12 protein-coding genes are annotated in these 15,145 nt (G+C 42.9%); 7 read left to right on the top strand and 5 right to left on the bottom strand.

Going from position 1 to position 15,145, the window contains the following annotated elements:
* Positions 1 to 233: 233 nt before the first annotated feature.
* The gene (locus AAEY80_RS13610) at positions 234 to 1,385 is read right to left on the bottom strand and encodes a catalase family protein (RefSeq protein WP_025651611.1); all 1,152 of its coding nucleotides are present in this window, start codon (positions 1,383 to 1,385) and stop codon (positions 234 to 236) included.
* Positions 1,386 to 1,714: 329 nt separating this feature from the next.
* Here AAEY80_RS13610 and AAEY80_RS13605 point away from each other — a divergent pair, with 329 nt between their 5' ends.
* Positions 1,715 to 2,767, top strand: a complete 1,053-nt coding sequence (locus AAEY80_RS13605) for a 5'-nucleotidase (RefSeq protein ID WP_350588477.1) — start codon at positions 1,715 to 1,717, stop codon at positions 2,765 to 2,767.
* Positions 2,768 to 2,806: 39 nt separating this feature from the next.
* On the top strand, positions 2,807 to 3,412 hold the full coding sequence (locus AAEY80_RS13600) for a rhomboid family intramembrane serine protease (protein ID WP_173239827.1): 606 nt from the start codon (positions 2,807 to 2,809) through the stop codon (positions 3,410 to 3,412).
* 135 nt (positions 3,413 to 3,547) lie between these two features.
* Here the strand turns inward: AAEY80_RS13600 and AAEY80_RS13595 are convergent, their stop codons facing one another.
* The 3 genes from AAEY80_RS13595 to AAEY80_RS13585 all read right to left on the bottom strand — a co-directional run bounded on the left by AAEY80_RS13595 (position 3,548) and on the right by AAEY80_RS13585 (position 6,441).
* Entirely contained in the window at positions 3,548 to 4,093 is a 546-nt protein-coding gene (locus AAEY80_RS13595) for a hypothetical protein (protein WP_350588476.1), read from the bottom strand.
* Between the two features lie 214 nt (positions 4,094 to 4,307).
* A complete protein-coding gene (locus AAEY80_RS13590) occupies positions 4,308 to 6,176 on the bottom strand; it encodes a sodium:solute symporter family protein (protein WP_025651607.1) in 1,869 nt (622 codons plus the stop codon).
* 4 nt (positions 6,177 to 6,180) lie between these two features.
* Positions 6,181 to 6,441 (bottom strand): DUF4212 domain-containing protein, encoded by a 261-nt coding sequence (locus AAEY80_RS13585; RefSeq protein ID WP_025651606.1) that lies wholly within the window; start codon positions 6,439 to 6,441, stop codon positions 6,181 to 6,183.
* Between the two features lie 880 nt (positions 6,442 to 7,321).
* Here AAEY80_RS13585 and AAEY80_RS13580 point away from each other — a divergent pair.
* Positions 7,322 to 8,818, top strand: coding sequence for an alanine/glycine:cation symporter family protein (locus AAEY80_RS13580; RefSeq protein WP_350588475.1), 1,497 nt, complete (start codon positions 7,322 to 7,324; stop codon positions 8,816 to 8,818).
* Between the two features lie 104 nt (positions 8,819 to 8,922).
* Here AAEY80_RS13580 and AAEY80_RS13575 read toward each other — a convergent pair whose 3' ends face one another.
* Entirely contained in the window at positions 8,923 to 10,560 is a 1,638-nt protein-coding gene (locus AAEY80_RS13575; protein WP_037026260.1) for an electron transfer flavoprotein-ubiquinone oxidoreductase, read from the bottom strand.
* 740 nt (positions 10,561 to 11,300) lie between these two features.
* On the opposite strand from AAEY80_RS13575, the gene AAEY80_RS13570 reads away from it, so the two are divergent.
* The 4 genes from AAEY80_RS13570 (at position 11,301) to AAEY80_RS13555 (ending at position 14,999) form a co-directional block, all read left to right on the top strand.
* Positions 11,301 to 11,984 (top strand): DUF1285 domain-containing protein, encoded by a 684-nt coding sequence (locus tag AAEY80_RS13570; RefSeq protein WP_025651602.1) that lies wholly within the window; start codon positions 11,301 to 11,303, stop codon positions 11,982 to 11,984.
* Positions 11,985 to 12,194: 210 nt separating this feature from the next.
* Entirely contained in the window at positions 12,195 to 13,184 is a 990-nt protein-coding gene (gene murI / locus AAEY80_RS13565) for a glutamate racemase (RefSeq protein WP_173239825.1), read from the top strand.
* 201 nt (positions 13,185 to 13,385) lie between these two features.
* Complete coding sequence (locus tag AAEY80_RS13560; protein ID WP_037026262.1) at positions 13,386 to 14,393, top strand: DUF4062 domain-containing protein; 1,008 nt, start codon at positions 13,386 to 13,388, stop codon at positions 14,391 to 14,393.
* 306 nt (positions 14,394 to 14,699) lie between these two features.
* On the top strand, positions 14,700 to 14,999 hold the full coding sequence (locus tag AAEY80_RS13555) for a hypothetical protein (RefSeq protein WP_025651599.1): 300 nt from the start codon (positions 14,700 to 14,702) through the stop codon (positions 14,997 to 14,999).
* The last annotated feature ends 146 nt before the right edge of the window (positions 15,000 to 15,145 follow it).

The raw sequence follows: 15,145 nt of genomic DNA, 5'->3' as shown, positions 1-15,145 counted from the left end.
AGTCATCTAAATGGGCTAAAAATGGCTAAATCTTGCCAAACATCGTCAAATAGCTGGTTAATATCCCGATATTATCTATGCTGTTTTTCTTGTTTGACAGCAATTTATCTCATTTTTATCGCCATTTTTGAAATGAAAACACGGCCTAGAAAGCCCCATCATACATTTGTATGATGGGGCTTTTATTTAGCTATGATTTCTCCATTTTACTTCGAAATATCACGCTTGTGAGCTTAGTTAGTAGCGTTCTTATCAAATATCTGTTTCAAGCTAGTTGGCTCTTTGCGTTTAGCCATAGTTTGCTCATGGCGTGCCTTGGAGGATGCTTGATAAGCGCGTAAACGAGAATGTTGTATCTTACCAATAGGACGATTCTCTTCTAAACAGCGGAAAGTGGTAAAGCTTAAATCCTCTATCGCGTCGAGATTGCCATCGTCTGGGACGTCTTGACAAGGTATGGTCAAAGTCGCTACGGTAACGAATGGCGCATCAGACTCTTTCCATTCTTGTGTTAGCTGATCAATAGGCTGCTTTTTAAGGTTGCGGCATAATTGAATTTGTACATCGAACTGATAGTCGTGCTCGCGTATCTCTTCGATAATTGCGGGACGTATCGCTTCATCTTCGGTGAACAGGTGAATATTGGTACGCTTAATTTTTTTCATTGAAGCTTTGGTTGGAGTTACTCTGACTTTTGCCATGTAATCACCGTGACGAAAGGCACCTTGTGAAAAATAATCGTACAACCAAGCGTTCTTAGGAGGGGTGGTTGCTAGCTTTCTAAAGGCGTTGAGTGATCGCAAGCCTTCAAGATCAGGGAATTCTTTACCGTATTTAGTCAACCAATGAAAAATGAACTTACCTTTACCCAGTAGACCCTCGCCTAAGTAACCGTTTAAACCGAAATTTAGCTTTGATAAATAAGCGTAATTTTTAAGACTATTGGTAAAAAAAATTGGACTATTTACTAAAGCGTAGTCAAAAGTGGTGCTATCTTCCTCTCCTGGGGCTAATTTTTCACCTGGCACATCGAATATTTTTATCGCCAATCCTTGCCCCAGTCCCAATCGTCTATCTGCACTTACTGCCGCTGCTGCATTGGAAAATCGAATAACCGCATCGTGAATACCAGCTTTAGCGTACAGGCCTTGAGCATATTCCTTAGGAATGTCATCTAATATCTCAAATTTAGCTTTTAGACCACAATAGCTCTTGGCATGAACGGCACGAACATGATGATCGATATCGTTTAAATCTTTGCTTTTTTTGACATATAGACGAATATCATTAGTAATAGTATCAATAATTTTATTATCTTCGTCACTTAACGTAATATATTTCGAGTCATATTTGACATAATTAGGTTTAAATAGTTTTTTTAGCATATTCAGCTACCTATGTATTAGTAGATTAAAATGTGAATTTGTGACTATTTTACAAAAGTTTAGAGTCATTACTTTAAGATAAGTATTGAGAATATGTAACAGTAGATTAATTACTAAATGTTTTGAAAACATAGTGAAGCATTCAGGTTATCGACTCTGTATGGTAAAAACCATTAATGACTAAGCCGATTACCCATTGGGCATTGGGCATTGGACATTTTTATGGTCAGAGATAAGTGCTATATCATTAAAAGCTTACTTACTAGTTTGGTTTAAATTGTTAGACTGGCTAAAATTAACGACATTTATTAAATACAAGCAGAGAAAATATGGCAGTCGATTTAACCAATACTTTAATAGTGGCTATATCAGCGACAGCATTGTTTGATTTAACGGAGTCTGAGAACCACCTTTTACAGCTACTACAGCAGCGCCCTGACGAGGCAGTAAAGGAGTTTCGCGATTATATGGCCGCTCGTGAGAACGAGCCCTTGGATATTGGCGCGGGTTATCCGCTGATTAAAGCCCTACTAAATTTGAATCATTATTGTGAAGACGATACTGTACAGCTCCCTGATATTGAAGCGCCTTTGGTCGAAGTGGTGATTGTCTCAAAGAGCAGTCCAGATACGGGCATTCAAGTACTTAATGCCATTCGAGAACATGGACTCAATATTTCTCGATCGGCATTTATATCGGGCAGTCCTGTCTCGCCTTATATCAAAGACTTCAATGTTGATTTATTTTTGACCACCAATCGTGAGGATGCGCAGCAAGTTGCTGATGCCAATATTTGTGCCTGTGCGATACTCGATGCGACGCCTGTCAATACTTATAAATTGGATACCAAACAGCTGCGTATCGCTTTTGATGGTGATGCTGTGCTTTTTGATGATTCAGGCGAGCTATTATATAAGCAAAAAGGATTGCGTGCTTTTCATGATCGTGAAGCCCAAATGCGTGACTTACCGATTGAAAAAGGACCTTATGCCGAGCTATTGATTAAGCTATCAAACTTACAGGAACGTTTGCCTGCTGGTCTGCAATATTCACCGATTAAGATTGCGTTGGTGACGGCTCGCAACGCCCCCGCGGATCTGCGGGCTATCAAGACGCTACGAGAGTGGGGCGTCAATGTGGATATGGCGTTTTTCTTGGGTGGGCTTGAAAAAACAGCGGTATTAAAGACCTTTGCACCGCATATTTTCTTTGATGATTCGGTCAAACATATTGATGCCGCGCGCAGTTTTGTTCCTACCGCCTTAGTGCCTTATCATTCGGCCTCGTTACTGCATGCCAATAGTTATTTAACAGCGGACAAAGATGCTTCATTATTATCATTTAAACCGATACAGCAACCACTGTTTTCAGTCAACCATTAAGGTCTTTAATAAAATGAAATGAATAGGATAAAAGATTATATGAAGTGGCGGCAATTACTCACGTTGATATTAGTACGAATCAAGCAAGTTATTGGCTTATATGCTTTTGTTTTAGTGCCAATGTGGGGGATGTTTTTTCTTAACAAGTTTGCGCTGTTCGGGCTGTGGAATATCTTTGGTATCGTACCGCGAGCCCTTGATGTCGGCAGCATGATAGGGATTTTTGCTTCATGGACGATGCATGGTAATTTTTCACATTTGCTTGGCAATACTTTGACATTATTACAAATTCTGTTTTTATTTGGGCTGTTTGAAAACAACGCGTATCGTACAGTGGTTAAGCTTATTATAGCCTCTGGATTGGTAACGTGGATCATTGGCTCGCCGCTATCGATTCATATCGGGGCATCAGGACTATGTTTTGCGATGCTTGGTTATATGATAGGTGGCGCTGTCTTCGCAAGGCGTTGGGGCTATCTATTGGCCTGCATTGTCATGGGCACGGGCTACTGGTTGACTATCAAACAAGGATTAATGCCGCAGCAAGGTATCTCCTTTGCGGCACATTTCGGTGGTCTATGCGCTGGTTTATTGCTCGGGGCAAACTCAAAACATCAGTATACTGCCACTGTTCAGCGTTATTAATTGCTCAATATTATTCATTGATAGACACTACTAACTGCGAGGCGTTTTACGGATTATCTAGTGGTTTTGTAAACTTATCTTTATCTGAATATTTGGCCATTTTTAGCCCATTTACATTCAGATTGAGGACAGTCTCTAGCTTTTATTGTTACAAATACTGATGAATAGGGGATCATCTGTTGCTAAGGGCTGCCATTTGGTTGAGCTATTAACGTGCTCATCAACCGTCAAAGTACTGTCTTTCGCTGGCATAATATAATCGGCACGGGCTGGTGTGCTGCAGTCAATTACCTGTGCAACTTGCTTGACACTCATGCGTCTTTCAAACAGATATAGATTGGTTAGATAGATATCTGGATTGTCTATTTGCGGCCGCGCGTGACCACTATCGGCTGCCATAAAGCGTATTGTCTGTGGTTTTACATACGACCATGGTCGAAACCACACACTCTCTTCAATCTTTTTGACCACGGTCATCCCTTCTGGTAATTGAGCGACTTGCTGATCATACCAGTTATATTCTTGATGTACCTGAAACCCAAAAATACCAAGAGCAGCAAAGGCTGGAATCAGCCATTTTGGTGCTTTTTTGCCCGCCAATTTGCTGAGGTGAGTTATAACAAGTGCCAACCCAGCCAAACCAAATCCGGCAGCCATGGTGGCGATAAACTCATAAAGCATAAGACTTTTCCTTAATACATGGCGCGTATAGGCCAATCATAAAATAGTAAATTTTTATCATGTCGTTCTTATAAAGCGGCTTTTTATAGATTAACTGTCACTAAACGACTGTTATCAAATAATTTCTATTACGCTATATAGATAAAAAAACACTCACAAGCAGCGGCTGCCTGTGAGTGATATGCATAAAGGATACCATACTACATACCAGAGCTTAGTGGTCCACTGCGCCGCCAGCTCCGCGTGGAGAACGAACGCTTTCAACCAATTCTTGGATATGTAATGGTGGTGCTTTAGTCGCGTAAGATACAATGAACGCAACGATAAAGTTGAGCAAGGCACCAATCGCACCAAATGATAATGGCGAGATACCAAACAACCAGTATTCTTCCGTATCAGGGAAGTTAGCCGTACCACTGATGAAGAACCAGCCTTTGAAAACAAAGATATAAACCAAGATACTAATCAGACCTGTCAACATACCGGCGATAGCGCCAAGGTTGTTAATACGCTTAGAGAAAATACCCATCATCAATGCTGGGAACAGTGAAGCACCTGCAATACCAAAGGCTAAGGCAACCACCTGTGCCGCGAATCCTGGTGGGTTAATACCCAGCCAAGTAGCCACGACAATCGCGACACCCATTGTGATACGGGCGACACGTAGCTCACCCTTATCAGTGATGTTTGGATTAAGGTTTCTCTTAATCAAGTCATGACTGATGGCTGATGAGATGGCAAGTAGTAGACCAGCGGCTGTTGATAGTGCTGCTGCCAAACCACCTGCAGCGATAAGACCGATAACCCATGGTGGCAGTTGAGCGATTTCTGGGTTAGCCAATACTAAGATATCGGCGTTGACGTCTAGCTCGTTACCTGCCCAACCTGCATTGGCAAAGCGGCCATCGACTTCTAGATCATGTGCTGTGCGAGCTTCTGCTACAGCAGCAGTGGCAGCTGCAACATCTCCGCCTTCTGCTTCAGCCGTGTTGAGTGCTAGCTGAGCCGCACCCAATCCACTGTCGTTATATAACTGAATACGACCATCGTTATTTAGGTCGTTATATTTAATAAGACCAGTATCTTCCCATGTTCTCATCCAATCTGGACGCTGCTCATAAGTAAGCGCAGGCTCTTCCACACCTTGTGGATAGATCGTATCGATCAAGTTGAGACGCGCCATTGCACCCACTGCAGGGGCGGTAAAGTATAGTAATGAGATAAATACAAGGGTCCAACCCGCTGTCCAACGTGCGTCAGCGACTTTAGGAACCGTGAAAAAGCGAATGATAACGTGGGGCAGACCCGCAGTACCAATCATAAGCGATAAGGTAAACAGCACCATATTTAGCTTGTTAGGAACGTCAGCCGTATAAGCTGCAAAGCCTAAATCAGTGACTACTTGATCGAGTTTGGTTAATAAAGGAATACCTGCTTCAGTATGGTTAGAGAATAAACCAAGACCGGGAATTGGATTGCCTGTTAACTCAAGTGAGATAAAGACCGCAGGAATGGTATAAGCAATCATAAGAACGACATACTGCGCAACCTGCGTATAAGTGATCCCCTTCATGCCACCAAGTACAGCGTAGAAGAAGACAACGACCGCAGCAATCAGTAGGCCAGTGGTGTTTTCAACTTCTAAGAAGCGTGAGAAAGCAACGCCAGCACCAGTCATCTGACCGATAACATAAGTAGTCGAGGCGATAATCAAACAAACCACGGCAATCATAGCCGCTGTCTTAGAATAAAAACGGTCGCCGATAAAGTCAGGAACCGTAAATTTACCGAACTTACGTAAGTATGGCGCTAGGAGCATCGCTAGCAGTACATAGCCACCTGTCCAACCCATTAAATACGTCGAGGCACCATAACCACCAGCGGCAAGGATACCGGCCATCGAGATGAATGACGCCGCACTCATCCAGTCAGCAGCCGTTGCCATACCGTTTACGACTGGATGCACACCACCACCAGCCACATAGAATTCGCTGGTCGTACCAGCACGCGCCCAAATCGCAATACCGAAGTAGAGAGCGAAGGACAGACCCACAAAAATAATATTAATTGTAAATTGACTCATAGTGCTATTCCTCGTCTACGCCATATTGTTTATCTAACTTGTTCATACGCCACGCGTAAAAAAAGATCAAGATGATGAAGACTGCAATAGAACCTTGCTGAGCAAACCAAAAGCCTAGATCAGTACCGCCGATTCTAATGCCTGCTAACAGAGGACGTAAAAGAATAGCAAAACCATAAGAAACTAGTGCCCAAATGACTAGGCTACCTAGGATGAGACGGACATTGGCACGCCAATAACCGGATGGATCGTTGTGGTTTTCCATAGGACAACTCCTTTTGTCTTGCATAAAAGCGGAATTATTGGTTTAAGCGTGATAAGCCGTTATGGTCTAGCAAGTATCACTAAAAGCGATACGACGTTTATAGCAATGACCAGCATTGCCTGACAAACGATCAAAGCAGAACGGAAACGACCAATCAGCGTCATTAACTAAAATCACCAACAAAATAAGCGAGTTTTGGACTATTTTTCGACTGAAAACATCATAAAAAATAGCTATTCACTGCGCATTACCCTAAAAAAGTGGGTAATACCTAAAATATGATGGATTGCTTAAAATTTAATTATTTAAAATAAATAGCAGTATTAATTAAATATGACAGGCAGGAAGAACGATATATTTCGAGGAAGGTAGGTGGGGCATAACAATCCATCGTTCTTGAAGCTCTTGTCTTCCTGACAAGCATCTTAAGGTTTGTAGAACGCTAATTACTCATGCCAATAAGTAAATATTAACTTTATCGGAATGTCTATACCATTCAAGGTATCAGTAATAAAAAATTGATAACAAAATTTTAATTGCTAAGGGCATGATCAATCAATGCCACAAAACATTTATTTTGACAGGATACATGTACGTTACAAACGTTACTGAAGTATTACTAAAACTGTCTAAATTGTGCTGTAAATTTGTTACTTTATACATTCTATATGATATGAGCGGTAAGTAACATTTATTTTAAAAATAAATTTACTAAGTTGATAACCAAATGTGATGATTGTAGAGCATTTAATCTCTATAGAATGCCCGTAGCGTTTTGATAGCAAGTATTGAATACCAATAAATCAAGATTTTTACTGATTAAACCCTGTTATCAGTATCTAAAAAAGTAGGTTATACAAAGCGTAAATGAGGAGCTCGTATGAACGAAGGCATAGCAAATTGGTTCAATAGTATCGTCAATTATGGCGTTAGTATTATCTGGGGTAACAATGATTGGTTGATCGCGAGTAACCCTTGGTATGGATTGCTCATGTTCGTACTGATTGGCGCAGGTATTTATTTTACCATCGTCACCCGCTTTATCCAATTTCGCCACTTTGGTCACATGTGGCAGCTATTACGCGTCTCAAACCAAGGGCGTAAAGATGGCGGCATCAGCTCGTTTGAGGCTTTGATGACCTCACTCGCGGCGCGTGTTGGTACGGGTAACTTGGCGGGGGTTGCCATTGCTATTTATCTCGGTGGTCCGGGTGCTGTTTTTTGGATGTGGATGACCGCGATAGTCGGTATGTCGACCAGCTTTATTGAGTCGACTTTAGCGCAAGCATATAAGGTGCCGCACAATGATAACGTTTACCGCGGTGGACCTGCTTACTATATCGAGAAAGGTTTAGGAAAGCGCTGGCTGGCGATATTTTTCTCGCTTTGCCTACTCGTCGCATTTGGTCTGGCATTTAATGGCGTGCAATCCAATACGATTGAGCAAGCGACCAATGAAGCGTTTGGCATTCCAACGTGGATGACAGGTTTGGTGCTGGTCGTATTGGTAGCGCCAGTGGTATTTGGTGGTTTGCGCTCGGTAGCCCGCATCGCGGGCAAAATCGTACCAGTGATGGCTATTTTATATATTTTATTAGCGCTATTCATTATCGTGACCAATTTCAGTCAGTTCCCAGCAGCGATTGCTTTGATTGTAAAGTCAGCCTTTGGCTTTGAGCAAGCAGCGGGCGGGGTCATCGGTTACGGTATCGCTCAGGCGATGATCAACGGTATCAAACGCGGTTTGTTTTCTAACGAAGCCGGTATGGGCTCCGCACCCAATGCGGCGGCAACGGCCAAAAGTCATCCCGATCATCCAGCAGTGCAAGGATTTATGCAGATGCTCGGGGTCTTTATGGATACCTTGGTTATTTGTACCGCTACTGCCTCTATTATTATCTTGTCTGGAGTGGTTGACCCCAACGTCGAACAAGAAGGTATCCAGCTTACTCAGTTGGCACTATCGCAATATGTTGGCGATATGGGGGTAATATTCGTCGCGATTGCTATTTTCTTTTTCTCATTTACGTCTATCATTGCTAACTATAGTTATGGCGAGTCTAATCTTGAATTTATCTCTGGTGCCAAAAATGCCAAAGTGATGATTATGATTTTCCGCTTTATGGTTTTAGGTATGGTGTTCGTCGGCGCGATTGCTAGTTTGCCAGCAATATGGAACTTTGCTGATTTGTCGATGGGTCTTATGGCCTTGACCAACTTAGTCGCTATTTTAATCCTATCGCCAGTGGCCTTAAGAATATTGCGTGACTATGAGCGACAAGTAAAAGAGGGCAAAACTGGCGATCAAATTAAATTTAATCCTGATGACTTTGTGAAGCTAAAAGACGAAGCCAATCGTGATGCCTGGACGGATTAAGCTGACAGATTGGTTGTGATTATTAAATAAAGTGTATAAGTACAAAAAAACCGCCCTTATGATTAAGAGCGGTTTTTTATTGATTTCTTTATCTCAAATATGATTTACATATTTGGATAGTTAGGACCGCCGCCACCTTCTGGCGTCACCCAAGTAATGTTCTGCGAAGGATCTTTGATATCACAGGTCTTACAATGCACACAGTTTTGCGCATTGATAACGAACTTAGCGCCTTCTGCATCTTTGACCACTTCGTAAACACCCGCTGGGCAGTACAAACGTGCTGGCTCAGCATATAAAGGTAAGTTAATTGAAATAGGCACCGTTTGATCGGTAAGTTTTAAGTGCGTTGGTTGATCTTCAGCATGGTTGGTATTAGAGATAAATACCGACGATAACTTATCAAAGATCAGTTTACCATCAGGCTTGAGGTAAGTAGGCTGATAAGCGTGGTTGGCACGCTCTAGCTGATCGTAATCTGGCAGGTTATCGTGTAAGGTAAATGGCATTTTACCTTTCAATAAGTTGTGCTCGATAAAGGTGAAAGTACCACCCATGAATAGACCCATACGGTGTATTGCAGGCGAGAAGTTGCGCGACTCGTAATTATCTTGGTACAACCACGACTCTTTATACATAGTCGTATAAGCAATCACTTCGTCATGCTGACGATCAGCTTGTACCGCTTCGAAAATCGCTTCGGCGGCGAGCATGCCTGACTTCATTGACGTGTGCGTACCTTTGATTTTAGCTGGGTTTAAGAATCCAGCGTCATCACCGACCAATACACCTCCAGGGAAGGTGAATTTTGGTAAGGAGTTGAGACCGCCCTTAGTCAAAGCACGAGCGCCGTAAGAGATACGCTTGCCGCCTTCGAGTACATTCTTAATGACAGGGTGCGTCTTTAGGCGCTGCATCTCGTCAAATGGCGACATGTACGGGTTATGATAGGACAAATCAGCGACAAGACCAAAGCTTACTTGGTTGTTTTCATCGAAGTATAACCACCAACCACCAGTAGAGCCCGTTTCGGTCAATGGCCAGCCAAGTCCGTGCATGACCACGCCTTGCTCGTGCTTCTCTGGCACAACTTCCCACAATTCTTTTAGACCAATACCATAATGCTGAGGATCTGAGTCTTTATCAAGATCAAAACGGCTGATTAAGCGTTTGCCTAGATGACCACGGCTGCCTTCGGCAAAAATAGTATATTTGGCAAGCAGCTCATAACCCGGCTCAAAGCTTGGCTTGGCTTCGCCATTGGCCGCCACACCCATATCACCAGTCAGGATACCGCGTACCGAACCATCGTCATTATATAAGATGTCATCAGCTGGGAAGCCTGGGAACATCATGACTTCTAACTCTTCGGCTTGTACGGCCAACCAACGAACCACATTTCCCAATGAGACAATATAGTTGCCGTCATTGTGCATCGGTGCTGGGATTAAAGGATCTGGTACTTTGGTAGAGCGTGTGGCTGAATTTAAGTAGTAGAAGCGATCTTCGGTCGCTGGCACGTTTAGCGGTGCGCCTTTTTCTTTCCAGTCTGGTATCAGCTCATTTAAAGCACGCGGCTCGATAACAGCGCCAGATAAAGTATGAGCACCGAATTCAGAGCCTTTTTCAACCACACAAACCATAAATTCATCATTGCCAGCTTTGATAGCGAGCTGACGCAGACGAATCGCAGCAGATAGACCCGCAGGTCCGCCGCCGACGATGATGACGTCGAATTCCATTGATTCGCGCTCAATCTCAGGCTCTGCCGCGACAGGTTCTACTACTGGTTCAGGCGTTTTTTCGACCGCTACTTTCTCAGCAGGCTCTTTATCCACGGCGACAGGTTCGACTGCTGCTTCTGTCGCAGTTTCAATGGTCTCAGTTTCAATGGTCTCAGCTTTTTTGAGGTCTGCGGTTTCGACAGCAATCTCTTCAGCTGGCGCTTCTTTGGTCAGCGTCGTTGACTCTGGCTTTGTGGTGTCTAGCTTGGCCGTATCTGTCGCGACTGGTGCATCAGTGTGAACGCTATCACCGTCGACGACTGGCTTTTGATTGTCTTGCTCTTGCATACCTACTCCTAAACTTTTAGTGGCTTATCTCAGGGCATCATTAGCTTAACAATTGCATAATAAGGCTTGCGGCGCTAATTTCACTCAGACATATGGCTGCTCGACAGAAACTGTCTTTGCGGCATCAATTGACAACGTTGCTGTTAAACCTAGTGAATAAAAAGCGATCAACATATCCGCTAATAAAATGTGTCACTAAGACAACGCGCATTTGACTGTTTCAATAAAAAATCGTTACTCATTATAAAAGAAAAGTCCTACAAACACGATACGCATTTATGAGTATCGGTGTTAAGGTAAGATTTGGGTAGTAAAGGTATAATGACGATATGGTCCCATCATACCCGAAACTAAAATTTATAGTAATAGTAGATTTTCCAAACTTTAATTACTAGGTAAAGGATTAGATGATGAGCGATAATAATATTAAGACGGATAATAATTCGCAAAACAGTGCTAACAGACCGCAGGACGTGGCATCCAACCCAAATGCTATAGAAGCACTGAATCAATATTTAAAGTCTGCTGCAGGGACACGTGAAGGTCGGTCGATACCGCCACTGGAAAAGTGGCATCCTGAACAAGTCGCCGATATGGATTTGGTCATCAAAGCCAACGGTGAGTGGTGGCATGAGGGCGGGCAAATGACCAGAGAGTCATTGGTGAGCTTATTTGCCACTATCTTATGGAAAGAAGAAAATAATGGGGTAGTAGAGTACTTTTTAAAGACGCCTGTACAAAAACTTCGCATCCAAGTGGAAGATGCACCGTTACTTATCAATGATGTTGGTATCGTTAAAGAAGCTAATCATAGCTGGCTAGAGTTTACCACGACGACTGGCGATGTGGTACGTTTAGACGATGAGCATCCGATTACTTTGCAGACTTATACAGCTGATGACTCTGCTGATAATCAAGCTGACACGCAAGTAAAACCTTATATGCCAGTCAGAAATGGCTTGACTGCGTTGATCGCTCGTAATGCCTTTTATCATCTAACTGAAATCGGCGAATTAACAGAGCGAGCAGGTGAGACAATACTGACCTTGCAAAGTGGTGGCCAGTCTTATGAGCTGTCGATGCCAGCTGGCTAATTAGCATCAAGCCTCAATAAAAACTGTCTATCCATACGATAGACTGTTTTTTATTTATCATAAAAATACCGTTTTAAACGCGCTATTGAGAAGCTAAGTTTCAAGGGTTGCGTCTAAAAGATTGCGTCTAAAGAATTATGTTTAAAAATTAACATTTGAAAACTGCTATTGAAATGAAGGTATCGATATGAAAACAGCGGTAGCGTACCGATGAATATTGCTGCAGCCAACCTGTTAAACGTAGTTGAGACACCGTCGACTGCCGTTGAAAAGCAGGATTTTAAACAAGCGGTTATTCATAGCGCTGAAAATACCACTTCGGTTAGCCAAACTATGGCTAATAAAGAGCGCAATGCGCCGATTGGCTTATTTGATTCTGGGGTTGGTGGTCTGTCTGTGTATCTGCATTTAGCCCAGCAACTCCCTGCCGAGCGTTATGTTTATTATGCAGATACCTTGCATGTACCGTATGGCAATCGTGATAGCAAAGACATCGAAGCATTGACCTTGACAGCCGTAGAGTGGCTGTATCAGCAGGGCTGCAAGCTCATTGTGATTGCTTGCAACAGTGCATCTGCTTATGCTTTAGAGACAGCTAGACGTTGTTATCCGCAGTTGCCTATTGTCGGCTTGGTACCAGCGCTCAAGCCCGCCGTGTTAGCAAGTAAAAGCAATCATGTCGCGGTATTGGCCACCAAAGCAACTTTGAACGGTACGCTACTTAATGAAGTCATCACGGCTATTGCTAGTCCTAACCGTACCCTAGTGACCAAGTATTTTGATCCAGAGCTGGTGCCTTGGGTCGAGGCAGGCATGCCAGAAGAGTGTGAGACCGCACAACGGCTACGCCAGCAGCTACAGATATTTGCACAAAACGGAGTCGATCAATTGGTGCTGGGCTGTACTCATTATCCATTTTTTAAAGCATTCTTATTGGATGAGATTGCACAGCAACAGCTATCGATACAAGTGGTGGACTCAGGACAGGCAATTGCTGAACGGGTCAAGCAACTATTAGTGGCAAACCAAATTTCTGCTTTGCTTAATGATGGTGCTCAGGATGATCATAAAGAGAGTAGGGATGTGGGCATAATTAACCGACCACCGTTGACTTTTTATGCAACCAAATATGATGAAAAATTGGCTATACTGATACAGCGTTTGCTTGGCAAAGAGACACACCTACAGTACTATGCTTAGTAAGCTCCATCATTGATAGGTAATGGCAAGCCCTTTTATATCCACAATTTTGCATTTATATCAGTTACTATCCCTCTAATGAGAAAATAAACTGAGCGTATCTGCCTAGGATTATGCTAGGCTAGTCTGTGCAAGACAAGATATTTGTGCTTTTATTCCACCCATACTTATTTGTGTCATTATCCAAGCGCAGAGGTTATTTTGCCAAACCGTCGTTATCATATTCATGTCATTTGCGCTGACAACGATCAGTTGTTGGTTTTGAACAGTGTGGCGATTTTTTTTCAGGCGCGGGCATTTTTAACCTACGATGTCTCTAGTAAGTTACCGAAAGCTTCATTATACGGTCGCCAATGTATCGATGCCTGTGATTATGCGCTAATGATCATTGGCGATAGCTATGGCACCATGCAAAACACTGGTGTCAGTCAAATGCATCTGAGCTATCTGAATGCCAAAGCCAAGCTCAAGCCTTTACTCATCTTGGTCAAAAACCATCCTCAGGGTGCAGATGTCAGTCGGCAGTTGCAAGAGTTTATTAATACGGTTACTCAGCAAGCTAAGCATTTGCATCATTATGATGAGGATACGGATATTGAGAAACTGCTCATTCAAGCCTACCCTAACATGGTGATTCAACATAGCGTAAAAGACGTGTGGGTAAGGGTTAGTGAAGAATCAGTCCGGCTAAGCAAACAAGCCGCCTTGTCTGAATCCATAATCTCCCCATCCCCTACGAGCACGCTGCTAAAACAAAATAACCGTGTCGTCCACCAAGGTACTGCCACGGATAGTGTCAGTAAACCTATCGTCTTAACAGACACTTTCGTGATTCAATATAGTGCGCAAGCCTATGCTGGCGGCAACTTGACAGATGTCACCAGATCGATGACCTTAACGTGGCAAGAGATATTGAGCACCTTGATGAAAATACCGGCGACATTCTCAAGCTACGGTTTACAAAGTGCCATTAATCGTCTCATTGCCTCCAAGGCTGAGCACGATATTAAGCAAGAGATGCCCAACGTCCACGCCGTAGCACGCTGCCAAATTGCCCAAAATGACTTAAACCATTTGCAACGCCAGCTGGTCGCAGCGAACTGGATACAGTTAACGACTTATGGTACGCGAGTCTCACAAGAATTGTGGAAATTGACTTTCTATGCCCAAAACCTACTAAAAAATAAACAATCAACCGTTCAGACTTAGTAATGGTAATCAGAAACCCTAATCAATGGCACGGTAAGGATTGTCAACGGATTTCCTGTGCTTGCTACTACGTTTTGTAATACAAAGCATACGCGGCAACGGTTGTGAATTTAGCCAAGACTCGTGATAATAAAGGTCAATAGCGTAAAATGGTTTTACGATATTGGTTAGTAGAATAATAGTTATTAAAATAATAATTGAGATAAAAACGATTCAAATGGTGTACTAGCCTATATAAACTTATCTACCGTAAAAACGACAAACATAAAAGCGTATAATAATATTGACTGATTAAGGAGCACTATCATGAGTAATGATAAACATGACGAGTTAAGAAAAGAGATTGATGGCCTAGAGAAAACCATGCATGATGCCGAACAATATCACACGCTAGAAGAGCAAGTGGCGGATATGAAGCGCCGTGGCATCGACCCTAGTAAAGCCTATAAAGATTGGGACAAAAAACAGGAAGACGAAGATTGGGGCGACGACACCTGGAAAGAAAATGGTAAATGGGAGCCGAAGACGCCTGCGGATTTGGATGATAAAGCCCGTGAAAATTGGGATGGTAATAATGGCAAACCCAATCCACCACCGATCGTATAAATGATCTCAATAGGTAATCGCTTGATCAAAAAAAGCCACGCTAATCATATTAGCATGGCTTTTTTTAATCTCTTGGATTCAACATTGAAGTGCAACGCACCCGAAGCTAGATTTTACCTCAAGAGGCGTTCTAAACCCTAGCACCT

Origin of the sequence: Psychrobacter sp. 78a-MNA-CIBAN-0178, from assembly GCF_040309625.1 — a bacterium.
GTDB classification, from domain to species: Bacteria; Pseudomonadota; Gammaproteobacteria; order Pseudomonadales; family Moraxellaceae; genus Psychrobacter; species Psychrobacter okhotskensis.
This window is presented reverse-complemented; position numbering and strand designations above follow the sequence as displayed.

Coding starts and splice junctions, on each gene's coding strand:
- AAEY80_RS13585 (WP_025651606.1), bottom strand. CDS start 6,441: ATGGAAAACCACAACGATCCATCCGGTTATTGGCGTGCCAATGTCCGT.
- AAEY80_RS13555 (WP_025651599.1), top strand. CDS start 14,700: ATGAGTAATGATAAACATGACGAGTTAAGAAAAGAGATTGATGGCCTA.
- AAEY80_RS13595 (WP_350588476.1), bottom strand. CDS start 4,093: ATGCTTTATGAGTTTATCGCCACCATGGCTGCCGGATTTGGTTTGGCT.
- AAEY80_RS13570 (WP_025651602.1), top strand. CDS start 11,301: ATGAGCGATAATAATATTAAGACGGATAATAATTCGCAAAACAGTGCT.
- AAEY80_RS13575 (WP_037026260.1), bottom strand. CDS start 10,560: ATGGAATTCGACGTCATCATCGTCGGCGGCGGACCTGCGGGTCTATCT.
- AAEY80_RS13580 (WP_350588475.1), top strand. CDS start 7,322: ATGAACGAAGGCATAGCAAATTGGTTCAATAGTATCGTCAATTATGGC.
- AAEY80_RS13605 (WP_350588477.1), top strand. CDS start 1,715: ATGGCAGTCGATTTAACCAATACTTTAATAGTGGCTATATCAGCGACA.
- AAEY80_RS13590 (WP_025651607.1), bottom strand. CDS start 6,176: ATGAGTCAATTTACAATTAATATTATTTTTGTGGGTCTGTCCTTCGCT.
- AAEY80_RS13610 (WP_025651611.1), bottom strand. CDS start 1,385: ATGCTAAAAAAACTATTTAAACCTAATTATGTCAAATATGACTCGAAA.
- AAEY80_RS13600 (WP_173239827.1), top strand. CDS start 2,807: ATGAAGTGGCGGCAATTACTCACGTTGATATTAGTACGAATCAAGCAA.
- murI (WP_173239825.1), top strand. CDS start 12,195: ATGAATATTGCTGCAGCCAACCTGTTAAACGTAGTTGAGACACCGTCG.